Below are 22,297 nucleotides of genomic sequence, written 5' to 3'. Positions count from 1 at the left end.
GAGCTTGGTGCCAGTGGCTCAGCTCGGCTGGTACGGCGAGACGACGACCTCGACCCGCTGGAACTCCTTGAGGTCGGAGTAGCCGGTGGTGGCCATCGACCGGCGCAGCGCCCCGATCAGGTTGGTGGTGCCGTCGGCGACCCGGCCCGGACCGTAGAGGATCTCCTCCAGGGTGCCGACCGTGCCGACCTGGGCCCGGGTACCGCGCGGCACCGACGGGTGGTGCGCCTCCGGACCCCAGTGGAAACCGCGGCCCGGAGCGTCGGACGCCCGGGCCAGCGCGGCGCCGAGCATGACGGCGTCGGCGCCACAGGCGATCGCCTTGACGATCTCACCCGAGCGGCCCAGTCCCCCATCGGCGATGACGTGCACGTAGCGGCCGCCGGACTCGTCCATGTAGTCGCGGCGGGCGGCGGCCACATCGGCCACGGCGCTCGCCATCGGGGCGTGGATACCCAGCGTGTCGCGGGTGGTGTGGGTGGCGCCACCGCCGAAGCCGACCAGCACGCCGGCCGCGCCGGTCCGCATCAGGTGCAGCGCCGCGGTGTAGGTGGCGCAGCCGCCGACGATCACCGGCACGTCGAGCTCGTAGATGAAACGCTTGAGGTTCAGCGGCTCGGCCCGGCCAGAGACGTGCTCGGCCGACACAGTGGTGCCGCGGATGACGAACAGGTCGACCCCGGCGTCCACCACGGTCTTCCAGAACTCCTGGGTGCGCTGCGGGGTGAGCGCGGCCGCCACGGTCACGCCGCCGTCCCGGATCTGCTTGATCCGCTCCACGATCAGCTCGGGCTTGATCGGCTCGGCGTACAGCTCCTGCATGCGCCGGGTGGCCACCGCCGGCTCCAGGCCCGCGATCTCGGCGAGCAGCGGGGCCGGGTCCTCGTACCGGGTCCACAGGCCCTCGAGGTCCAGCACCCCGAGACCGCCCAGGTTGCCCATCGCGATCGCCGAGGTGGGCGACATCACCGAGTCCATCGGGGCGGCCACGATCGGCAGGTCGAAACGGTAGGCGTCGATCTGCCAGTGCGTCGACACCTCTTCGGGATCGCGGGTCCGCCGGCTGGGGACGATCGCGATGTCGTCGAACGTGTAGGCGCGCCGGCCTCGCTTGCCCCGGCCGATCTCGATCTCAGTCACGAACAGCAGGTTACCGATAGGGGTGGGCTCACGTGGCAGCGCCGTGTCTAGGGAGAGCCATGATCAGCCTTCGGCGAGCCGCCGGATCCAGTTCCCGAGTACCGGGCAGTCGTCCGAAATCTTCTCCAGCCCGGACTCCCGCAGTGCGTCGATGCCGTCGACTGTCTTGAGATACCCGGGCCAGGCGTCCTTCAGCCGCTTCGACGGTGCTGTGGCCGGGCCGTCGTCGATCAGTTCGAGGTCACCCGCGTGCTCTCCGGCGACCACCTGCAGCCGTTCGTGGACTTCAGGACCACCCAGCGACGGGCGGACCGCCAGCAGCGCCGCGATGACCCAGGTCTCGAACTCGTGAAGAGCCACCCCCGGCACGAAGCGGGGATCCGGATACTTCTGGGCCAGCGCCTCGAGTAATTGCTGGTGCCGGGTTCTTCCAGCACCGGCTGTTCGCACGCCCGGGGCATCTGCGGGATAGGCGTAGTAGTCCAGCAAAAGTCCGATTCGGTACCAGTGCTTTTGGACGAGTAATCGCCTCAGGTCCCGGTCGTAGTGGGACCAGCCGCCCCCGCCCCGGTTCTTGGCCCCTAATGGAGTTCGTGAAGTCATCACCACTATGGGCTGCAACCAGAAGCCGTCGAATTCGGAAGACGGATTGAGGTGAGGCTGCAGAATCTGCTCGACAAAGCGTTCCTCGGTCTGCCCTTCCACCAGGACAGCGATCCGCTTCATCGGTTCAGATCGGCGCCGGCGGATTCGTCCTGCTCGAGCGCGGCCGCCCGCCCAGCACATTCTTCTCCCACAACTCCCCCAAAGAATAGTCGGCCAGCCAGTCATCCAGATCTTGCACGTCCAGATGCTGGGCTGACGTCCCTTGTTCCCCGCGTTCGATGACCACGATCTCTTCCGGCCGGAAATGCGAGAGCAGCGTAACCGACTGGGTGGCCACGATGATCTTTCGGTCCTCGACCGCCGCATTCCGGATCAGGCTGCCCAGGAGATCAATGGCGAATGGGTGCAGTCCTAGTTCCGGCTCGTCCAGGACGATGGTGCTGGGTGGGTCCGGCTGCAGCAACAGGGTGGTCAGACAGATGAATCTGAGGGTGCCATCGCTCAACGCATCAGCTGAGAAGACCCCGTCGAGTCCTTCTTCCTGCCAGCGTAGTCGCATTCTTCCGGACTCGGCTTTCAGCACGAAGCTCCCGAAGAAGGGTGCTACCGATCGCACCGTCCGGACGATCCGCTGATAAGTCTCCGGAACTTCGTTCTGTAGACGGGCGAGAAGCGGAGCAAGGTTGGCGGCATCCGGCGCGAGGGAAAGATTGTCCGCCTCATCCGTGCGGCGTTTCACCGGAGCATCCGAACTGGTGTCATGAAAGTGGAACACCCGGCAGCCGGTCAGGACTGCGGTCATCGCCGAACGAATCTCAGGCGGAAAAACCGGGTGGTCGACGCCGGCGGTGACCAGACTCTCCCGGGTGGTTGGCCCGACCTGCTCGAGTTCACGCTCCGGTGAGCGGGACCGCAGGTATTCGGTGATCAGCCCCTGATCCCCGGGCCCGGGCCGGACCACTGCGCGATACCCGAGTTGAGCTCCGAATTCATCGGCACCCCAGATATCGATCCCGATCTCGCCCGCACTCAGTCCAGGCCGGGCCGATCGGTGCAGCAGATTGGAGAGACCACCCTGCTCGACGACAAAGGTCTGCAGCTGCTGATCAACGATGCGGCCCAGCATCTCGAACGACTGGACCAGATTGCTCTTACCGGAGCCGTTGGGCCCGATCAGCACACTGACCGGCGTTTCGAGGGAGAGCTCACAGTCGTGCACCGAAGTCAGGCCGGTGATCCGTACTGATTTCAGTGCCGCTGTCATACCCCACAGACTACGGGCCCGGTGCTTCGTCGGAGAGTTCCTGCGAAGCACCGGGCCCTTGAAGTCAGCGGCGGCTGTAGTTCGGGGCCTCGACCGTCATCTGGATGTCGTGCGGGTGGCTCTCCTTGAGGCCCGCCGAGGTGATCCGGACGAACTGGCCCCGGGCCTTCAGCTCCGGCACGGTGGAGGCGCCGACGTAGAACATCGACTGCCGCAGGCCACCGATCAGCTGGTAGGCCACGGCACCGAGCGGGCCTCGATAGGGCACCTGGCCCTCGATGCCCTCGGGCACGAACTTGTCGTCGGTGACGTCGCCCTGGAAGTAGCGGTCCTTGGAGTAGGACTTGGCCTTGCCTCGGGACTGCGCGGCGCCCAGCGAGCCCATCCCGCGGTAGCTCTTGAACTGCTTGCCGTTGATGAAGACCAGGTCGCCCGGGCTCTCCTCGCAACCGGCCAGCAGCGAGCCCAGCATCACCGTGTCGGCCCCGGCCACCAGGGCCTTGGCGATGTCACCGGAGTACTGCAGCCCGCCGTCGCCGATCACCGGCACACCCGCGGCCTTGGCTGCCCGCGCCGCCTCGAGGATCGCGGTGACCTGGGGGACGCCGACGCCGGCGACCACCCGAGTGGTGCAGATCGAGCCCGGCCCGACGCCCACCTTCACGCCGTCCGCGCCGGCGTCGATCAGGGCCTGCGCCCCGTTCTTGGTGGCCACGTTGCCACCGATGATGTCGACGTGCGCCGCGGCGCTGTCCTTCTTCAGCCGGGCGATCATGTCGGCCACACCGTGCGAGTGCCCGTGCGCGGTGTCCACGATCAGCACGTCCACCCCGGCCTCGACCAGGGCCATGCCGCGCTTCCAGGCGTCGTCGAAGAAGCCGATCGCCGCGCCGACCCGCAGCCGGCCCGCGTCGTCCTTGGTGGCGAGTGGGAACTGCTCCTTCTTGGTGTAGTCCTTGACCGTGATCAGCCCGGCCAGCCGACCGGAGGAGTCCACCAGAGGCAGCTTCTCGATCTTGTTCTTGGCCAGCAGCGCCATCGCGTCGTCCGGGCTGATCCCGACCGGGCCGGTGATCAGCGGCATCCGGGTCATCACCTCGCCGACCCGGCGGCTGGAGTCGGACTCGAAGCGCATGTCGCGGTTGGTGATGATGCCGACCAGCTTGCCGGCCTCGTCGACCACGGGCAGACCGGAGACCCGGTAGTGCCCGCACAGCGCGTCCACCTCGCCCAGCGTGGCGTCCTGGGTGGTGGTGACCGGGTGGGTCACCATGCCGGCCTCGGAGCGCTTGACCTGGTCCACGTGCTGGGCCTGGTCCTCGATCGAGAGGTTGCGGTGCAGCACGCCCAGGCCGCCGTGGCGGGCCATCGCGATCGCCATCCGGGCCTCGGTCACGGTGTCCATCGCCGCCGACATCAGCGGGATCGCCACCTCGACCCGGCGGCTGACCCGCGAGCGGGTGTCCGCGGCGCTGGGGATCACGTCGCTCTCGCCCGGCAGGAGCAGGACGTCGTCGTAGGTGAGTCCGAGCGGCATCGCCGGGATCTCGTCGTTGGGGTTCACGCTCACCAGAAAACCTTCCGCATCGCGGCTCTTCGGCGGGTTCCGGAAGGCGGACGACGCCGGAGCGCCATCGTCTTCCCTGCGCTCATGCTAGTCACGATCGGAGGGTGCTCTTGACACGCGTCCGGTAAGTGCTCAGCTCCCGGAGGGCGCGGTGGCCGGTGCCGGGTCGGTCGTGGGGTCGTTCGTGTTGGCGGCCGGCGGGTCGCTCGGCCCCCCGCCGCTGCCCCCGCTGCCGCTGGAAGGCTCGGTGGTAGGTGCGGTGGGGGCCGTCGGCGCCGTGGTGGGGGGATCGCTCGGCGCGTCGCTGGAGGACGTGGGCGGCGTGGTCACTCCCCCTCCACTGCCGTCGCTGGTGGGAGGCGCGGTGGTGGGACCGTCGGTGGTCGGATCCGTGGTGGGGCCGGTGGTGGCCGAGCCGTCGGTCGGGGTGGCGGCCGGGGTGTCGGTGGCCGCCACAGTGGTCACCCCTGGAATGGACGAGGGGTCGGTCGGGTCGATCGGCGCCAGCTGCGAGGCCAGCACCTCGGCCCGCTGGTCCAGGTCGGCCGTGTCGTCGTCGGGCAGTTCCGCCAGCATCTGCTGGGCAGCGGCCAGGTGGGCCGCGGCCTGCACCGGGTCACTGGAGGCCAGCTGCTGGGCCAGGACCAGTTCGGCCTGGGCCTCCTTCAGCTTGTCCTCGTTCTTGTCGGCCTGCTTGACCCCGGGCAGCTTGGCCACCACTGAGCCGACACCGCTCAGCGGGGCCAGCGGGTCGCCCGCGACGGCCGCGCTGACGCCGCCGCCGAGCAGCACCATGACCGCGATCGAGGCGGCCGCGACCGGCGCCGAGATCTTGCCCGCGGCGGTGCGCCAGCGCTTGCTGCGGGCCGCCGTGATCGGGGTGACCTCGACCCCCACCGGCGGGCCGCCCGCGGAGTCGTCCTCGTCCTTCGGCTTCTCCTCGGCCGTCTCCGCCGTCGCCTCGGCCTCCGGCGCCTGGCCGGTGAGGTCGATCAGCTCCTCCTCGGCCTCGACCACGGCCGGCCCGTCGATGTACAGCGGGCGCCCGGCCAGCACCTCGACCAGGCGGGCGGTGGCCGAGTCGGCGCCGGACTCGGCATCGATCTCGGTCAGCAGCGAGTTCAGCGCGAGCGTGGTCGGGTCGAGCAGGTCCTGCTCGCTCGCCGAACGTGCGGCCAGCCGGTCGAGCAGCGCATCGGTGGCCGCCAGCTCGGACAGATCAGCCGTGGGCAGGTCCGCCGGGTCGACCTTGGCGTCGTCTTCAGGGGGCGGGGGCGCAGTACTCATGCCGTCTCCGTCGCGGGAACGTCGATCATGCTCCGCAGGCGTTGCATCGCCCGGTGCTGGGCCACTCTGACCGCCCCCGCGGTCATGCCCAGAGCCCGGCCTGTCTCCTCCGCCGACATCCCCACCGCCACGCGCAGCACGAGTAGCTCGCGCAACTGGTCGGGGAGCCGGCCCAGGAGTTCCCGGACCTGCTGGGCGTCGCCGGCCCGTTCGGCCAGCTCCTCCGGCCCGGCCGCGGTCTCCGGAGTCTCCGGGACCTCGGCTACCGGTACAGCAGCCCGGTAGAAGGCCCGCTGGGCGTCCGCCACCTTGTTCGCAGCGATCCGGTAGACGAACGCCTCAAACGGGCGCCCCTCGTCTCGGTACCGTCCCAAGGCCGAAAGCACAGCGATGCAAACCTCCTGCGCAACATCGTCCGCCGTGTGCTCACCCCCAGGCATGCGGGCGAGCCGGGCGCGGCAGTAACGCCGGGCCATGCGGTGGACGAGTTTGAGCAATCGTTCGGTGGCCGCGTCGTCACCCTGGACGGCGCGGGACGACAGCTCCTGGAAGTTCTCTGTGTCGTCCGGTTGAGACATCGCGACAGGAGGCCTCGGCGTTACACCTACGGCATTCGACTTGCCGCCCCGGACGGCCATTACTTCACCGTATCAGGCCCCAACGGAAGCCGACCGCAACGGCCTGAGCCCGATCTGCGGCCCCCATCTTCCGAAAAAGCCTGCGCGCGTGTGTCTTCACGGTGTCCTCGGAGAGGTACAGCTCCTTGCCGATCTCGGCGTTGCTCCGACCACGACTCATTCCGGTGAGCACCTGCATCTCACGCTCGGTGAGCGGCGGGGCCGACACGTTCGCGTCGTTGCTACGGGGGGCCGGGACCGTTCGCCGGGCCAGGCCGTCGCTCAGGGCGTAGACCACCGTTGCCGCCACCTCCTCCCGGGACGCGTCCTTCACCAGATAGCCGCGAGCACCTCCGGCCACCGACCGGGCCACCCCGTCGGCGTCCTCGGCCATGGTCACCATAACCACGATCGCCTCGGGATGGCGCGAGAGCAACCTCCGCGCCGCCTCGACACCACCGATACCAGGCATTCGGACGTCCATCAGCACCAGGGACGGCCGTTCGACCGGCCAGCGCGCCAGCGCCTCCTCACCCGAGGATGCGTCCACGACACGGGTAATGCCTGGAACTGAGGACAATGCCCTGTGCAAGGTCTCCCTGACCAGCGCAGAGTCGTCGCACACCAGAACCGTTGCCACAGATACACCTCACGAGACCTTGGCATCCCCCATCCGTGGGAGATGTCCCTGGTCCAAGGTTTCGACCGTGGCGAGACGGACTTGAGCCGGAGGCGGAGATCAGCCGTTCGGTCAAGGCGGCAAATGATGGACGCTGTGGGCGCGTCGCGGGGTGGGCGCACCTGTGCAGGTGGCCGGGGGACACGGAGGCAGCCGGTTCGTGGGGCAGGGAGCCTGCCGCGGGTCGGGGCGGGCGACGAGCTCCTCTTCCCGGCCGGGCGTGGGGCCGGACACACCCCACCGGCAGGGGCTCGGCACCTGGCCGTGGCTGCATCAAGGCGGCATCACACGACCCTGCCGGCAGCAAAGGCGGCCGCTTGTCGCAGTCAGCGGCGCCAAGTCGAGGTTGGCGGCGCCAAGTCGCAGGTGGCGGCTGCAAGTCGCAGAAAACCGCCCGAAAACGGCCCATTTCTGCGACTTGCGACCGCCAAGTGCAACAACCAGCAGCGCACTGCGACAACCAGCCGCCAGAAGTGTTCCGCCCGAGCTGGGCTCGGTCACCACCGGCCCCCGACAGCACTCCCCCGGGCAGTGCCCGTTCACCACCGGATCCCAACAGCGTCCCCCGGGCTGGGCCCCTTCACCACCAGCCATCACCAGCGGGCAGCCGGGCCGGGCCCGCTTGCAATCAGTTGGCCAAGAGTGGCCTGGGCAGTGCTGGAGATGGCAGCGGACAAGTACCCGGTCATGACCTCGCCAGAGGCATATCGGCTTGGTCCCAGCCCCAGGTTTGGGCCCGGATCAGTTGTGCAGGCCGCGCAGGACTTCGTCGATGGCCTCGATCAGCGAACCGGCGGTCCGGGCGCTGGCCGGGATCGTGTCTGGACGCCAGCCGGGGCCGGCCAAGATCACCGTGGGGGCGGGGCGCTGGCGCCGGAGCACCTGGGAGTCGCCGGCGTCGGCACCTGGCATCCGGGCGAAGAGCACGATGACTGAGGGGCCGGTCCGGCGCACCGAGGAGGCCAGCGCGTGCGGGGGCAGGCCCGAGCCGAGCATTCGGGTGGGCACCTCGTGCTCGGCCAGGGCCGCGGCCAGGGCGTGCAGGGGCAGCGAGTGGTAGTCCGAGTCGGCGCAGGCCAGCAGCACCATCGGCGAGTTACGGGTGATCCGCACGCTGACCGCGGTGTTGCGGAACACCCCCAGGACGACCTCGGAGAAGGCGTGCTCGACGTCGATGCCCTCGCCCGAGACCCGAACGCGCTCACCCAGTGCCCGCAGCACCGGCATGATCATCGTGTTCCAGGTGGGCACCGTGCCCTGGCGGCGGATGCTCTCGCGCAGGATCCGGTGTGTCTCGAACGAGTCCAGCGCCATGGCCGCGCGGGCCAGGCCCCGGCTCTGCGGGGTGCCGTCGGGCAGGGCCATGATCCGGCCGCCGCCGGAGGGCCCGCCGCGGGCGGTCTCGACCGAGCGCAACACGCCGGGCCAGTCGTCCTCGTTGCGCTCGTACTCCCCGAAGCCCTCCAGCGACAGCTCGTCGCCCGGGTGGTTCTCCGGGGTCGGTGCCTCCCAGGCCTGGCCGCGGGCCGACCACGCGGTGGGCTCGTCCCGTTCCGGCATCCGGTCCGGCGTACGCTCGCGGTCCGGCGTGCGGTCGCGCTCGGCCCGGCGGTCGGGGTCCTGGAAGGCCTGGCTGTAACCGTCGGCGCGGTAGCCGTCCGCAAGTTCCACGTCGTCCAGCACGTTGTCGTCCGGACGGCCCAGCCCACGGCTCTTCACGTCCCGGTCGAGGTCGATCTCGTCCAGGAAGGAGCCGGGCGGGTAGCGGTCCTCGTCCGGCGCAATGCTCGGGCCCGGGCGGGTGGGCTCGGCCGGGCGGACCGTGCCGAACGGATCGTTGTTCAGGGCTGAGGCATCGAAACCCTCGACCGGGGTGTGCTCCTCGCCCTCCGGCTGGACCGGGCGGCCCTCGGGGGTGAGCGCGGTGGCCAGGGCGATCTTGGCGGCGTCGCTGGGGGCCACGCCCTCCAGGGTGAGCCGGCGCATGACCATCAACCGGGCCACGTCGGCCGGGGAGTAACGACGGTGAGCGCCTGCGGTGTGGGCCGAGGGGCCCAGGCCGTAACGGCGGTCCCAGGTGCGCAGAGTCGGGGGTGCCACACCGAGGCGGCGGGCCACGGCGGCGACCGTGAGAGTCGGTGAGGGGGGCGTCGAACTCGCCTCCATCACCTCGATCGGACCTTCGACGGGCTCTTCAGCTCCGGTCTCGGCCTGCCGAGACGTTTCTGACACTTCACCCGCCCCCTGGCACTAGAGAAACAGACACTAACCCAGATCGCCTCCCGGCGCCGCCCGAGTCGAACAAGTAGTGAAGCGATGACCCGTGAACAACTGCTGAAGCGGTGGCCGGTTTCGGTAACCGCTTCAAAGGTAGTTCACCGACGCTTCAAGCGCGCCCCGAGGCGGCCGATGCATCTAGAGCCAGGTGCACCGCCGATGCTCCGGCAGTACAGCGCAGCACAACCTCGGCATCAACAGAACCTGCGGCCTCAAGGCCGCCCTCAGGCTCTTCGATCGGAATGGTGTGTCCATGATGGCTGAGATCTCTCGTCTTCCCGGGCCCGTTGCCGATCTGTGGGAATGGCAGCTCGACGGGGCCTGCCGAACCGCGGATCCCCGGGTCTTCTTCCACCCCGAGGGTGAGCGCGGCCCGGCCCGCCGGCAACGCGACGTGGCGGCCAAGTCCGTCTGCGCCCGGTGCCCGGTGCTGGCTCAGTGCCGCTCACACGCGCTGCAGGTACGTGAGCCGTATGGAGTATGGGGCGGCCTGACCGAGGACGAGCGGGAGAGCATCTACGCTTCCGGCCGTCCCGGCGCGGTGCCCGAGCCGCAGACCGCGGCGAGCTGAACCGCCAGCGGCCGAAGGTGCCCGGCCCTACTGGACCAAATGGCGTATACCCAGCGCGCCACCCACCCGGCCGCCCACCCGCTCGCGGGGGTGGAGCCGGGTACGGCCGGGACCGGACCCGACCGCTCCGGCGACCCCAAACGTTCCAGTCAGTTCTGTTTGTAAGGACGCACCACGATCACCGACTGACGCCCGGCGACCCGGGTGAGCACGATCGTCGCCTCGTTCGGGCCGGCCAGCCGCAACTGCCGGCGCAGCTGCTCGGGCTCCACCGCGGTGCCGCGCTTCTTGATCGTGATCCGGCCGACGCCGCGGTCGCGCAGATAGGTGCGCAGCGCCTTGAGCTGGAAGCCGAACACGTCGTCGACCGCGTAGACCTTGGCCAGCGGGTTGTGCTCGATCCGGTCGGCGGTGACGTAGGCGATGGTCGGGTCGATCAACCGCCCGCCGAGCTGGTTGGCCACCGCGGCGACCAGACCGGCGCGGATCACCGCGCCGTCGGGCTCGTAGAGGAAACCACCGACCTTGCCCACCTCGGCGGGCACCGTGTCGGCCATCGAGCTGTCGTTGATCTCGGCGCCGCCACCGGCGGAGTCGAGCACCAGCGCGCTGCGCCGCACCCCCTCCCGGCGAACCTTACCGAACCACAGCCCGCACTCGACCACGTCACCGTCCACCGAGACCCACTGCGCCTCGGTGTCCTCGGGGACCAGGTGATGCGGCACTCCGGGTGCAGTCTTCATACCGACCGCGGGCAGTCGCCCGGCCAGCTCCCGCACGAACGACAGCGGCGGGTTGCCGGTGCGCGGGTCGAGCAGCCGCTTGCCCGAGGCCTCGCGCCGGGCCGGGTCCAGGAACGCCCCGTCCAGCCCGTCCAGACGGGTCGTCATCGCGTCCTCGTGCCGCACCACGGCCTCGGGCCAGTGCCGCAGGTTGACCGTCGCGATCGCCGCGGTGACCTCGTCCTTCTCCACCGCCACGACCTCCCGGTCGAGGGTGGCCAGGGCCATCGAGTCGGCCCCGACGCCGCAGCCCAGGTCACCGACCCGCTGCACGTCGGCGGCGGCGAAGCGCTGCGCGTGCCGGGCCGCGACCGGCAGCCGGGTGGCCTGCTCCAGCCCGGTCGGGGTGAACAGCATGCCGTCGGCGAACGGGCCGAACTTGGCTCTGGCCGCAGATCTGAGCCGGGACTGGGTGAGCGCGGCGGCGACCCGGTCGGCCGGGTGCCCGTCCCGCCGCAACTGCTCGCCCAGCGACATCGCACTGGCCTCGTCGTAGGACGGCAGTGACTCCAGCAGGGCCCATCCGTCCGCCGTCAGCAGGGTCGCGATTCCGGTCAGCTCCACGTCGGGATTCTGCCACGCACCAAGTGCGTTCCCGACGCTCCGGCTTTGGCACTCGGGTTGACCGAGTGCTAACGAGCGTTCTAGATTCGGTGCTGGCACTCTCCTGGTGAGATTGCCAGCAACACCACCCTCAGCAGGCCCCGATCGGCACCCGCGACGACGGTCGATGCCCCAGCTGGGGACCACAGTCCTGAGTAATTCCATCGCCGTTCGGAGAAGGGGAGGTCCGCCAGTGTCGGTCTCCATCAAGCCGCTCGAGGACCGCATTGTCGTCAAGCCGCTGGACGCGGAGCAGACGACGGCCTCGGGCCTGGTCATCCCGGACACCGCCAAGGAGAAGCCCCAGGAGGGCGAGGTCCTGGCGGTTGGTCCCGGCCGGTTCGACGACGAGGGCGAGAAGCGGATTCCGCTCGACGTCAAGGTCGGCGACACGGTGCTGTACAGCAAGTACGGCGGCACCGAGGTCAAGTACTCGGGCGAGGAGTACCTCATCCTCTCGGCCCGTGACGTTCTCGCGATCATCGAGAAGTGATCTGCCGGGCCCGTTCTGAGAACGGGTCCACGCGCACCCGCCCCGGTCTGCCTTCGTGGCGGCCGGGGCGCGTGCCGTTCTAGTACCCAAAAGCACACCTCGATCCAAGGGACTTGACCCACCATGGCAAAGACTCTCGAGTTCAACGACGACGCCCGGCGTTCGCTGGAGCGCGGCGTCGACGCGCTCGCCAACGCCGTCAAGGTGACGCTCGGCCCGCGCGGCCGCAACGTGGTCATCGACAAGAAGTGGGGCGCCCCCACGATCACCAACGACGGTGTCACGATCGCCAAGGAGGTGGAGCTGGACGACCCGTACGAGAACCTGGGCGCCCAGCTCGCCAAGGAGGTCGCCACCAAGACCAACGACGTCGCGGGTGACGGCACCACCACCGCCACCGTGCTGGCCCAGGCCATGGTCAAGGAAGGCCTGCGCAACGTCGCGGCCGGCGCCGCCCCCTCCAGCCTCAAGCGCGGCATCGACGCGGCCGTCGAGGCGGTCAGCACCAAGCTGCTGGAGACCGCCCGGGAGATCGAGGGCAAGGAAGAGATCGCCCACGTCGCCACCATCTCGGCGCAGGACTCGGTGGTCGGCAACCTGATCGCCGACGCGTTCGACAAGGTCGGCAAGGACGGCGTGATCACGGTCGAGGAGTCCTCCTCGGCCGGGACCGAGCTGGACTTCACCGAGGGCATGCAGTTCGACAAGGGTTACCTCTCGCCCTACTTCGTCACCGACCCGGAGCGGATGGAGGCCGTCCTGGAGGACGCCTACATCCTGATCCACCAGAACAAGATCTCCTCGATCTCCGAGCTGCTGCCGCTGCTGGAGAAGGTTCTGCAGGCCGGTAAGCCGCTGCTGATCCTGGCCGAGGACGTCGACGGCGAGGCGCTGTCCACCCTGGTGGTCAACAAGATCAAGGGCACCTTCAACGCCGCCGCGGTGAAGGCCCCGGGCTTCGGCGACCGCCGCAAGGCCACCCTGCAGGACATCGCCGTGCTCACCGGCGGCCAGGTGGTCAGCCCCGAGATCGGCCTGAAGCTGGACCAGATCGGCCTGGAGGAACTCGGTCGCGCCCGGCGCATCGTGATCACCAAGGACGACACCACGATCATCGAGGGCGCCGGCGAGCGCAGCGAGGTCGAGGGCCGGATCGGCCAGATCCGCGCCGAGATCGAGCGCACCGACTCCGACTGGGACCGCGAGAAGCTGCAGGAGCGGCTCGCGAAGCTCGGTGGCGGCGTCTGCGTGATCCGCGTGGGTGCGCACACCGAGGTCGAGCTCAAGGAGAAGAAGCACCGGATCGAGGACGCCGTCTCGGCGACCCGCGCGGCGATCGAGGAGGGCATCGTCTCCGGCGGTGGCTCGGCCCTGATCCACGCCGTCTCGGTGCTGGAGGACAGCCTGGGCCTGACCGGCGACGAGGCGACCGGTGTGGGGATCGTGAAGCGCTCGGCTGCTGAGCCGCTGCGCTGGATCGCCGAAAACGCTGGTCTCGAGGGCTACGTCGTGGTCCACCGGGTGCAGGAGGGTGGCGTCGGCACCGGTTTCGACGCCGCTGCCCAGGAGTACGGCGACCTGCTCGCCAAGGGCATCATCGACCCGGTCAAGGTCACCCGCTCCGCGCTGCGCAACGCTGCTTCCATCGCGTCGATGGTGCTGACCACCGACACGCTGGTGGTGGACAAGCCGGAGCCGGTCGAGGAGCCCGCCGCGGGTCACGGCCACGGTCACGGCCACTGATCCACTGGTAATTGCAGGCCCGGCTCCCGTTTCGGCGGGGGCCGGGTCTGTTTTGCTTTTGGACGTTTGGCTCACCGAGGGTCTTCGGCCGCCGGTCCCAGCCGTCCCCGGCTCCAGGGACGCCCGAAGGCGTCTGGTCGCGTAGATGCCGCGCCAACCGCCATAACCCCTGGTCGCCAAATGCCACTTTCGGTAGGTTTGGGACGCGCACAACTCGGTCGTGGCGGAGGGACAGCTTGGTGTCGGGGATCGGGGACCTCGCGAAGCGTGTCGGTGGTTTGGCTGCCTCGATCGATGAGGCGATCGACCGTTGCGACGAGGCGTCCCAGAAGGCTCAAGACGTGGTCAACGCGCTGGAAGCCTTGGGTGCCCAGGCCTCCCTGGAGCGGGCAGATCAGGCCAAGGACGATCTCGCCCGTCTGACCGCCGATCTGAAAGGCGCTTCTGCTCAGGCAGGGCAGACTCAAGCCCTCATAGCCAGCCTCTCCACCAGTGGCTCCGGGGCGTCGGGTGCTTCGCCCGGCCCCATGTCAGCGAGCACCGATCCGACAGCCGTCCCAACGCCTGTTCAGTCGAGGAATTCTTACCGGAGCAAGAAGGTCAAGAAACCTGGTGCCGCGCAGCGGGCCGCCACCCGGGCCGCCAAGAAGGTTGAAGACGCTGAAGATCTGGTCGGCGAGCTTCAGGACAGGGGAACGGATTTCGCCGAGAAGGTGATCAAGGCGCCTGAGCCTCCCACCAATACCTCGGCCGGAACTCACGAAGCGGCATCCGGATCAGCGGCACCGGGTCCCGGCATCGAGGCCCCTTCGTTGGCCAGCGCCGGCATTGGCCTTGGCGTCGTCTACTTCGGGGCACGAGAGATGGCTCGACGAAGAAAGCGCGCCTTCCAGACCCCACAGCAGTTTCCCGAGGGTGAAGAACCGCCACCAACGTAGCGCTGCGGCTCTGTTCACCAATATCCGTAAGCACACAAGAACTAGAGTCCGATGGCCGGGCCGCAACAGATTGGGCTGTGATGTCAAGCAAGGCAGAAGACTACGTCCGCTGGATTCTCCAGTTGGATGGCGCGTACAACGTCCCGATCGCTGAGCTGGGGGCCAAGACTGCAGTCACCACGTCGATCGCTGCCTTCTCGACCGCTCTGGAGAAGCGCTTCGAGGACGGCGCTTCACCTGATGAAGCCCGCGAGTTCGTCGGGCATGTTCGGGGCAAGTGGGTGAAGTCAGACGCGCTCAACCCGGTCCTCGCCGAGCTGGCCATTATGGACGGGCTGGGCGAGGAAGGCTTGGTCGATGACGTCCCGATCGCGGAGCTCACGGAAACCCAGAACCTTCTCACCTACGCCATCGTGAACGACCTGGGCCTCGCCGGCCCTGCAGTCGAGGAGTTCATCCGCGAGAGCATGGCGCTGCTGAACACTCTCGAGGATGAGAACTGAAGATGGCTGAGAGCGGCCCGCCGCTGGAGGGCCTGGTCGCCGGGTTCCTGCCCTTCGACGTAGACGCCGCTGAGTCTGCCTTCAATGACGAGGACCAAGTGGGCACCCTGGCCGCGTCTTTGGCCTCCTTTTCGGTAGCCTCCCGGTATGCGCTTGAGCGCTTGAACGAGGACCAGCGGCGCGGATTCTGCCGACAGGCCGCTGCCTTGTCCGAGGGGCAGGTTCAGGCCTGGATGGTGGAAGCAGCCCTGAGAAGCGTCGAAGGCGACCGAGACGCGATGGCTGCCACCGACCCGTCGACCATGAGCGGTGTTCACATTCTTGGCCTGATCCTGCTCAGCAGTGAATACCTGACTGCAGAGGAGTGCCGGGCCCTGCGCCCTGCCGCCACGGAATATGCGAAGACCCTTCGGCCAACGTTGGCCGCTCTGCCCCGGTGACTGCTGGCGTCATCTCGACAGCCTCGTAGTCCTGGCGAAGGGGACGTCACCCAGGCCCGTCGAAGGCGTACGCATCATCGTCAGGGTCCAGACCCAAGTTCCAGATGAGCCGCGCATCCGCCAACGTCTCTTCCCGAGTCGGCTGGGCAGATTGCTGGTCGTCGGACTCATCGGCCGCGACGATCCATGGCAGCAGCGCGTCAGCCCTGACCTCCAGGAGCGGAGAGAGTGCCTTCGCCCGTGATTCTGGCGTTCGATAGGAGACATAGCTTCGCCGCATGGCCCGCGAGATCTCGAGCGGAATACTGCGGGCTTCTTCCTTATCTGACTGGGCGAAAACGTTGCCATCACTGGCGAGTGACGGATCGCGGGGAGGTAGAGGTGAGGCCACCCGGGCAACTCTACCTTCCGTGATATCCCGGAATGCGCCTGAACGAAACTCTTTCCGACTACATCAGGTGCGAGCCCTTGCTGAGGCTGGGCCAAGAACCAAGCGTCTCGCTCGCGGGAATCACTGGACAGGAGCCAAGAAACTGCTGCAGCCCTTCCGGAAACCTCGGAACCGGCATCAGAAGCTCAGGAGTGAACGCACCGCCGCCCGGGCCTTGTCATAATCCTCGACGATCCGTCTGATCGTCTGGGCCACTTCGTCCAGACTGCCCACCTGATGCACCCCCGGACGCCCAATCAGATCCCGGGCCCACTGATTCTGCTGCACCACCAGATCAGTCAGCACGACCTGGCGGCCATGCTCAACGGCCACCCGCGCTTGGATCCGAGCGCCGCTCTTCTCCCCCGCCTCGACTACAACGGTCGCCATCCCGTACCCCGACATGGTGGCGTTGCGCAGAGGAAAGGTGTGGCGAGCGCCGGGGACATCCGGCCAGAACTGAGACAACAGCAGGCCTCGCTCGGCGATGGCCTCTTGCAGCTCTCGATTCTGGGCCGGGAAGTGCCGCTGGATCCCCGTACCGATCACCGCCACCGTGCGTCCCCCATTTTCGAGAGCCGCCGTGTGCGCCGCTGTATCGATGCCTTCCGCGAGACCCGAAAGCACAGTCAGGCCTTCACCCACCAGAAACTGAGCAATGGCCGAAGCCCGTCTGAGCCCTTCAGCAGAAGCCTTCCGGCTACCCACCACCGACACCGCGCGGTCCTTACCTAGAAGCCGGCCGCGGGAGAACAGGAGAGCTGGCGCCTCATGCACAGCTCGCAGGCGCTGGGGATACTCAGCATCGAGAATGGTCGACAGCGAAATCCCAGCCGCAGCCCAGCCATCGACCTCCGCCTCGGCCTCCTCGAGCGCATTCACCTGGGCCGGGTCGGCCAGCAGAGCATCACCTGTGAGCTCTTCCCACAGGCCTACTGCACTGCCGCATTCGAGGATACGACCGGCCACCTGCGCCAGGACCAGCCCTTGCGGGCGAGAGCGCAGCAGCGCGACAACCGCGATCTGCTCCCGCCTGCACTCGGACTCCATGCGCACCAGCCGAGGGGGCGCCGCCACCGCCGAGAAGCTCATCGCTCGAACATACGTCCAGTTTTGGCTTTTTCACAAGTTGCTTTGCTCGGAAGGCGCCAAATATGCACTTACGACTCACGTACAGCGGGCCCAGCCGAAGGACATCATCCCCGCGGCACCAACAGCCGCCGCCGGATCATCCGGGCCGGCCCCAGCCCCTCGACGAACTCCACCGCTTCCAGCAAATGTCGCGCAATCTCCCGCGCCTGAACATCATTCAGCTCGTAGTCCCCCAGCGTGATCCGCGGCGGGTGCGGCATCACCCCCACCGGAGCCTTGAGCAGGTCGAACTCGACCCGCTGCGCGACCCGAATCAGAAGCGTCTCATTCTCCAAAGCCACTCGGGCAATGGGACGCTCGTGGTCGACGGCCTCGCCGTCGACCACTGCGCTCGCCACCCAACGGTGGTCGATGTCGTGCCGAATCTGACGCATCACAGATCTCTTCTCGTGAGCCTTGAAATTGAGGACGTGGGTCCGCCGGCAGTTCTGTCAGCGCCCCGTTCGGGTGTGGTGCGCCAAGTCGGCCAAGGTGGCCTCGGCCAGCACGTACGTGTGGCGACCATCGATCGTGAGGTGCGCCGCGCGTCCTCTGCTCGAGAAAACGAGATCGTCAATGATCAGGTCACCGCCGCGAAGGCTCCAGCGGGCGAACGCCTCTCGGGCCATGACGGCCAGGGTGCGGTTGCCGAACCAGACCGTAATATCCTCGCTGCGGTAGACGAACTCCAGCGCCAGCACCGTCTCTTCATCGCAGACCAAGACGTCGATCCGTTTCACCGGGCGCGCTTTCGCGAGGCTCGCAGCATCCGATCGTCTACGCGCTCGACCGTCGCGATGTCGGGCCAGGAGAGCAGCAGCCCTTCCAGGATTTCCGCCTGGGTGAGATGCGGTTCGAAACAGATCGAAACAACGCCGCTCTGAACGATCCTCGCCTCATGCACCAGGATGCCGTTGCGCCTGAGGTGAATCATCAACGTGCTGAGCCAGGCGGTGTCCCATTCCGTTGACTCCATCTTCTCCCCTGTAAAGTGTTCGGCTACAGTCTTTGCCATCGGCCGGGCCGTAGGTCAACGGTTCACCGAAGCCACCATGCCGGGCAACGCTTGGTTTCCAAGCACGGCCCTTCGACAGTCGGATTCGCACGGACACGGGGACAACGTGCCGGGATCACAATTGGCGCGCAGCTAGTTGGGGCTGCGACTGGAGGCCGCGCGGAAGCGGGCGAGAAAAAACTCAGGCAGACGTGGCCGAGGCCAAACTGTTCGGGCTCTCGAAGCTGTGCGAGATCGAGAAGGGCCTGCAAGGCGACCCGGGCGAAGTCTTCGCCCTGTGTCGGTTCTACGAACTGGCCAAGGCCGAGACCGACGAGCCGTTTCTCAATCCCGCCCGCTAGGCAGCAACGGACCTGCCCACTCCGGCCAATCCCCAAAGGTCAGATACGAGTACGGGTCGGTGGAGCGGTCCACCGCCAGGTAAGGCACCCCCCACGATTCGTACCGCTGCTTCTTCACGCCGAGATCCACCTCGCGATTGGAAGAGGTGATCTCGATGATCAGTTCCAGCCCGTCCGGGAAGACACCTTCGCCCTGCCCCGGTACTTGGACGATGCGGTCCGTCCGGATCACCGCCACGTCCGGGATGACGCACACACGGTCGGTTCCCGGCTCGAAGACGTTCACCCCGTCCAGCGCCTCGCATCCCGGGGGCACCAACCCGTCCAGTTGATTGGCCAGCCGCCGGGCCCGACGGGTGTGATCCACGTCAGCATGCGGGGTCACCAGGAGCACTCCGTCCAGCAGTTCCAGGCGCCCCACCGACGGGTCTACCCCGTGCAGGTCGGCGACTGTCAGCGGCCGGTGACGCGACAGGTACCCAAGCTTGGCCAAGACCCAGTCCTGCGGCGTCCACTCCTCGACCGGAGCGACCGCTGCCGGAGGCAACACAGGTTCAGCTGACATCGCACCTCTCCGTTCGCGACTCCTCAGGATAGGAGCGACTGAACGCATTGCGCACGGTGTTGGTGTTCCGGCTCGGGTGTCGTACCTCGTCGAGGCCATCCGGATTTTCCGATCAGGTTTCGATCTTTGCCAATTCTGGCCGTTCGGTCAAATCGCACGACGAGACGGAGGCGACAGGTCTGGCCGGTCCACGAGCGCCACTGTTTCAGCGGCCTGCCAGCAAGCGGTCTGCCTGGGTGGTTAGGCCAACCGAGGTTTCGACTCCCGGACGCTTGGCCTGGCAGCATCAGGACCCATGGCGCAGAAGAAGCGACGTCCTCCCCGCCGTTCGGCAACCCGTTCCAGCGCATCTCTGTCCCTGGCACCGATCGTTCCGGCGTCCGCCCAGGCGCTCGCTCCCCTGCCTTTGCCGGACGAGCTCAGTGACCTGCCGGACGATGAGGGCCGGGAAATTGCGCAGGGCGTTGTCACGAGTCTTCTCAAGGCACTCGGCCAGACCCGGCACCGGATGGACGCGGAACTGGCGATCGCCTCGATCTTCGGCACTGTCACGGATGGTCTGGACGACGCCGACGACCTACGGCGCATCGACGCGACCAGCCTTCTGCTCAAGTATGCGGTGGCCTCCTGTCTGCAGGCCCCCTCACCCGAAGCACTCGGGCTCCTCCTGCTGCTGGCTGACCAGGGCCCCGCGCACGTCCGCGAGTTGGCTCTCGATGCGGCCCAACAACTTCAGGGGCTGAACATCGCTCCGCCCCGCTGGGCTCAGCCGGCGTCCCTGGTCGTGCAGCGGACCTGGCTCTACGGAGACGTCAGCGGCGTCCAGAGCTCCTGCGGCATCCACTTCTCCTACGGCCACCGCGAGCACACCCTGATGGTGCTGATCGATCATGACCTGGGCGGCGGCATCAAGGACACCTGGTTCGTCCAGGGCAGCGACGGGCTGCGCGCGCGAGAGGGGGCTGCAGCGATGGCGGCTGAGAACCCGGGCGCCTACTTCCGGGACATCGAGGAGAAGGAAGCTCTGGGCTATCTGCAGGACGCCCTCAGCCGGCCGGCCTGCCCTGAGCAACCCGACCAGATCGAGGACGTCGATGCTTTCCTCTACCTGACCCACACCCGTTCCCGACAGCTGGCCGAGCGCCTGGGTGCGCCGGACGTCTCTCTGTACTCGGACGTCCTCTGGAGCAACGGCGGCGTCGAACCGGACGTCCACGTCGAGGAGATTCTGCAGGTCAAGGTGTCGATCGTGGGCAGCAAACCGCCGACCTGGCGCCGTCTGGAACTGCCTGACGCCCTGACCCTGCCTGCCCTGCACCAGATCATCCAGGCCGCCTTCGGCTGGAGCGACAAGCACAGCCACGAGTTCGTCTACGGCACCGGACGCAACCGCAAACCTCTGGACGAGGCATTGGACACCATGCGCTTGTTCTGGTTGCTCAAGGGCATCGGCGAGAAGGCGACCTACACGTACGGGCCCTGGCAGCTCACACTCGAATGCGAGAAGATCTTCGACCCGCAGGAGGACATCGGGTACCCGCGCTGCACCGGCGGCCGGCGAGCAGCCCCACCTAACCTGTTGTCGGCTGCTGAAGGTACTGCCTCAGCCGACTTTGACGTGTCCTTGGTCGATGCGGCTCTGGCGCGTTTCGTTCTCCAGCCGCCGTCGGCCCAGGACCAGCTCGATCGGCTGGTTGCACTAAGCGCCGATCTCAAGGCTGAACTGCTGACATTCGCCCGTAGCCCACGCTTTTCGTCGGCCCTCGACGCGGCGGCGGCCAAGATGGGATCGACCGACATCGAACCCGAGGCCGAGACCATCGAGATGCTCGAGCACTTCATGCTGCGGCAGCGGTTCGATGATGGACGCACGCTGGTGGAGAAGTTCGTGGACGAGCGTCCGGAACTGTCCCGGAGCGAGCGGGCGATGCTTCTGGACTGGGTCGACCCGATCGAGGAGGTCCTGCAGGTCGAGCGGGTCGATGGGCAGTCGCTGGTGGCCACCAGCGTGCTCAACGACCTGCCGTACCGCGTCCGCTCGAGCGCGGGCCTGCAGGTGTTCCGGATGATGGCGCCGGGCTCGTTCGTCACCCTGAAACTCGTTCCTTTGATGGACGAGTGGCTGATCAGCGGCGTGATGGTGCCGTTCCCCGTCGAACTGAGCCAGCAGGTCCTGAGCTTCGCTGCCCGGCGGTCGATGGAGAATCCGGAACTGGTCTTCCGCAACCCACAGACCTTGGAGAAGGCGTGGGAGGTGCAGCGCAAGGATCGCGCCGAGTTCCTCACGTTCTTTGGTACCGACACGGTGATCCTGCCCGGCGCCGAGTGCCGCGAGCAGTTGCAGGCCTTCCGTGGTGAGCACGCCGGCGTTGACGCCAGTGGTCAGTGGGAGGAGCTGGGTCTGCCGGACGACGAGCCGGTTGCCATGATCTACGACGACCTCGAAGGCCTGGGCTTCTTCACCAACTACCACCTGATCCTGGCCGGTTTCGCAAACACCGGTGAGATTCCCCGAGACGAGCACGCCGAGTTGTTGCTCTCGTACCTCACCGACGACAGCATCGGTGCGGGCCCGCTGCGCCGGGTCGCCGAGCGCTATCCCGACACGGTCGACCGCGTGTACCAACAGGCTTTGGGACGACGTGGGTTCTCGTGGGTGCGCGACGGCGAAAATCTGCTGCGCGAGTTCAAACCGTTTGCTGCCCAGGAGAAACCGCGGATCGTTCCGTTGACACCGCGGTTGGTCGATCACGTGCGCAAACACGGAATGGACTGACGACGGTCGGCTAACAGCTGGACAGGCAGGGCCCAGCGAAGACCGCCGCCCTTGCGCGTGGGCAGATATCGATGCGCACCGTGCATGTGTCTCTATTGACACATGCACGGCGCTGTCAGCCAAGTTGCCGACGCCCTGCCCGGGCAGCGAAGTCATCAAGTGCCGAGATGATCTCGTTGGCCACCCACAACCGGTCCCGCTGCGCTGCGCTCGCCGGTGTCAGCACACCCACCTTCACCAGGTGATTGACCGCGTTCAGCGCGGCCGTGCTGGAAACCCCAACCGCCTCCTGGATGAACCGAACCGTCACCACAGGCTGACTGACGATGTGCGGCAGCACCTTCCAGACCGCCGCATCGCTGCGAGCCGTGACCCGACGCGTCCACTGTTCGTAGGCGTTGGTGATGTCGCGATGCAAGGTGCGCCCGTTCCCGACTGCGGCAAAGGACGCCTCGGTGAAGCGCTGCACGATGGGGCTCGGGTCGCCGGTACGGAATGCGGTCAGCGCGTCGAAGTACGACGCCGTGTC

The 22,297-nt window shown here is 67.6% G+C and carries 22 protein-coding genes and 2 pseudogenes; 8 read left to right on the top strand and 16 right to left on the bottom strand.

What is annotated here, in order from left to right:
- Positions 1–18 precede the first annotated feature (18 nt).
- The 8 genes and pseudogenes from LR394_RS21540 to LR394_RS43685 form a co-directional block, all read right to left on the bottom strand.
- The gene (locus LR394_RS21540) at positions 19–1,140 is read right to left on the bottom strand and encodes a GuaB3 family IMP dehydrogenase-related protein (protein WP_231444742.1); all 1,122 of its coding nucleotides are present in this window, start codon (positions 1,138–1,140) and stop codon (positions 19–21) included.
- 63 nt (positions 1,141–1,203) lie between these two features.
- Positions 1,204–1,845: a DUF4276 family protein gene (locus LR394_RS21535; protein ID WP_231444740.1), complete on the bottom strand. Its 642-nt coding sequence runs from the start codon at positions 1,843–1,845 to the stop codon at positions 1,204–1,206.
- Between the two features lie 25 nt (positions 1,846–1,870).
- On the bottom strand, positions 1,871–3,010 hold the full coding sequence (locus tag LR394_RS21530; RefSeq protein WP_269329553.1) for an AAA family ATPase: 1,140 nt from the start codon (positions 3,008–3,010) through the stop codon (positions 1,871–1,873).
- A 64-nt stretch (positions 3,011–3,074) separates the two neighbouring features.
- Positions 3,075–4,547, bottom strand: coding sequence for an IMP dehydrogenase (gene guaB / locus LR394_RS21525; protein ID WP_231445152.1), 1,473 nt, complete (start codon positions 4,545–4,547; stop codon positions 3,075–3,077).
- A gap of 162 nt (positions 4,548–4,709) precedes the next feature.
- Positions 4,710–5,864, bottom strand: coding sequence for a hypothetical protein (locus tag LR394_RS21520; RefSeq protein WP_231444736.1), 1,155 nt, complete (start codon positions 5,862–5,864; stop codon positions 4,710–4,712).
- On the bottom strand, positions 5,861–6,442 hold the full coding sequence (gene shbA / locus LR394_RS21515) for an RNA polymerase sigma factor ShbA (RefSeq protein ID WP_231444734.1): 582 nt from the start codon (positions 6,440–6,442) through the stop codon (positions 5,861–5,863). Before shbA ends, LR394_RS21520 begins: the two co-directional genes overlap by 4 nt.
- A 64-nt stretch (positions 6,443–6,506) precedes the next feature.
- Complete coding sequence (locus LR394_RS21510; RefSeq protein ID WP_052530831.1) at positions 6,507–7,121, bottom strand: response regulator transcription factor; 615 nt, start codon at positions 7,119–7,121, stop codon at positions 6,507–6,509.
- Positions 7,122–9,083: 1,962 nt separating this feature from the next.
- Positions 9,084–9,326 (bottom strand): annotated as a pseudogene (locus LR394_RS43685) (MerR family transcriptional regulator); the annotation flags it as partial.
- A 367-nt stretch (positions 9,327–9,693) separates the two neighbouring features.
- Between LR394_RS43685 and LR394_RS21500 the strand changes: the two are divergent.
- The gene (locus tag LR394_RS21500; RefSeq protein ID WP_231444730.1) at positions 9,694–10,008 is read left to right on the top strand and encodes a WhiB family transcriptional regulator; all 315 of its coding nucleotides are present in this window, start codon (positions 9,694–9,696) and stop codon (positions 10,006–10,008) included.
- Between the two features lie 149 nt (positions 10,009–10,157).
- Here the strand turns inward: LR394_RS21500 and LR394_RS21495 are convergent, their stop codons facing one another.
- Complete coding sequence (locus LR394_RS21495) at positions 10,158–11,354, bottom strand: class I SAM-dependent methyltransferase (RefSeq protein WP_231444728.1); 1,197 nt, start codon at positions 11,352–11,354, stop codon at positions 10,158–10,160.
- Between the two features lie 232 nt (positions 11,355–11,586).
- Here LR394_RS21495 and groES point away from each other — a divergent pair, with 232 nt between their 5' ends.
- The 5 genes from groES to LR394_RS21470 all read left to right on the top strand — a co-directional run bounded on the left by groES (position 11,587) and on the right by LR394_RS21470 (position 15,510).
- On the top strand, positions 11,587–11,886 hold the full coding sequence (gene groES / locus LR394_RS21490) for a co-chaperone GroES (protein WP_231444726.1): 300 nt from the start codon (positions 11,587–11,589) through the stop codon (positions 11,884–11,886).
- A gap of 123 nt (positions 11,887–12,009) precedes the next feature.
- The gene (gene groL / locus LR394_RS21485) at positions 12,010–13,629 is read left to right on the top strand and encodes a chaperonin GroEL (protein ID WP_231444724.1); all 1,620 of its coding nucleotides are present in this window, start codon (positions 12,010–12,012) and stop codon (positions 13,627–13,629) included.
- Between the two features lie 236 nt (positions 13,630–13,865).
- Positions 13,866–14,567: a Holliday junction ATP-dependent DNA helicase RuvA gene (locus LR394_RS21480; RefSeq protein WP_231444722.1), complete on the top strand. Its 702-nt coding sequence runs from the start codon at positions 13,866–13,868 to the stop codon at positions 14,565–14,567.
- Between the two features lie 80 nt (positions 14,568–14,647).
- Complete coding sequence (locus tag LR394_RS21475; protein ID WP_231444720.1) at positions 14,648–15,070, top strand: hypothetical protein; 423 nt, start codon at positions 14,648–14,650, stop codon at positions 15,068–15,070.
- 2 nt (positions 15,071–15,072) lie between these two features.
- Positions 15,073–15,510, top strand: a complete 438-nt coding sequence (locus LR394_RS21470) for a hypothetical protein (protein WP_231444718.1) — start codon at positions 15,073–15,075, stop codon at positions 15,508–15,510.
- A 46-nt stretch (positions 15,511–15,556) separates the two neighbouring features.
- On the opposite strand, the gene LR394_RS21465 is transcribed toward LR394_RS21470, so the two are convergent.
- The 5 genes from LR394_RS21465 to LR394_RS21445 all read right to left on the bottom strand — a co-directional run bounded on the left by LR394_RS21465 (position 15,557) and on the right by LR394_RS21445 (position 18,086).
- Positions 15,557–15,901, bottom strand: coding sequence for a hypothetical protein (locus LR394_RS21465; RefSeq protein WP_231444717.1), 345 nt, complete (start codon positions 15,899–15,901; stop codon positions 15,557–15,559).
- A 177-nt stretch (positions 15,902–16,078) separates the two neighbouring features.
- Positions 16,079–17,032, bottom strand: a complete 954-nt coding sequence (locus LR394_RS21460) for a DNA-processing protein DprA (protein WP_231444715.1) — start codon at positions 17,030–17,032, stop codon at positions 16,079–16,081.
- A gap of 104 nt (positions 17,033–17,136) precedes the next feature.
- Positions 17,137–17,466, bottom strand: coding sequence for a hypothetical protein (locus tag LR394_RS21455; RefSeq protein WP_231444713.1), 330 nt, complete (start codon positions 17,464–17,466; stop codon positions 17,137–17,139).
- A gap of 57 nt (positions 17,467–17,523) precedes the next feature.
- Positions 17,524–17,811 (bottom strand): hypothetical protein, encoded by a 288-nt coding sequence (locus tag LR394_RS21450; RefSeq protein ID WP_231444711.1) that lies wholly within the window; start codon positions 17,809–17,811, stop codon positions 17,524–17,526.
- On the bottom strand, positions 17,808–18,086 hold the full coding sequence (locus tag LR394_RS21445; protein ID WP_231444709.1) for a hypothetical protein: 279 nt from the start codon (positions 18,084–18,086) through the stop codon (positions 17,808–17,810). The genes LR394_RS21450 and LR394_RS21445 overlap by 4 nt, the downstream gene beginning before the upstream one ends.
- A 191-nt stretch (positions 18,087–18,277) precedes the next feature.
- On the opposite strand from LR394_RS21445, the gene LR394_RS21440 reads away from it, so the two are divergent.
- A complete protein-coding gene (locus tag LR394_RS21440; RefSeq protein ID WP_231444707.1) occupies positions 18,278–18,427 on the top strand; it encodes a hypothetical protein in 150 nt (49 codons plus the stop codon).
- Here the strand turns inward: LR394_RS21440 and LR394_RS21435 are convergent.
- Positions 18,411–18,992 (bottom strand): Uma2 family endonuclease, encoded by a 582-nt coding sequence (locus LR394_RS21435; RefSeq protein WP_231444705.1) that lies wholly within the window; start codon positions 18,990–18,992, stop codon positions 18,411–18,413. The genes LR394_RS21440 and LR394_RS21435 overlap by 17 nt on opposite strands.
- Positions 18,993–19,287: 295 nt before the next feature.
- Here LR394_RS21435 and LR394_RS21430 point away from each other — a divergent pair, with 295 nt between their 5' ends.
- Positions 19,288–21,768 carry a plasmid pRiA4b ORF-3 family protein gene (locus tag LR394_RS21430; RefSeq protein ID WP_231444703.1) on the top strand — a complete coding sequence of 827 codons (2,481 nt, stop codon included), beginning with the start codon at positions 19,288–19,290 and terminating at the stop codon, positions 21,766–21,768.
- A 115-nt stretch (positions 21,769–21,883) separates the two neighbouring features.
- Here LR394_RS21430 and LR394_RS21425 read toward each other — a convergent pair.
- A pseudogene (locus tag LR394_RS21425) lies at positions 21,884–22,297 on the bottom strand (Fic family protein); the annotation flags it as partial.

It is taken from the genome of Kineosporia babensis (assembly GCF_021129305.1).
GTDB lineage: Bacteria > Actinomycetota > Actinomycetes > Actinomycetales > Kineosporiaceae > Kineosporia > Kineosporia babensis.
Note: the sequence above shows the minus strand (reverse complement) of the source record. Positions and strands in the feature narration are given on the sequence as shown.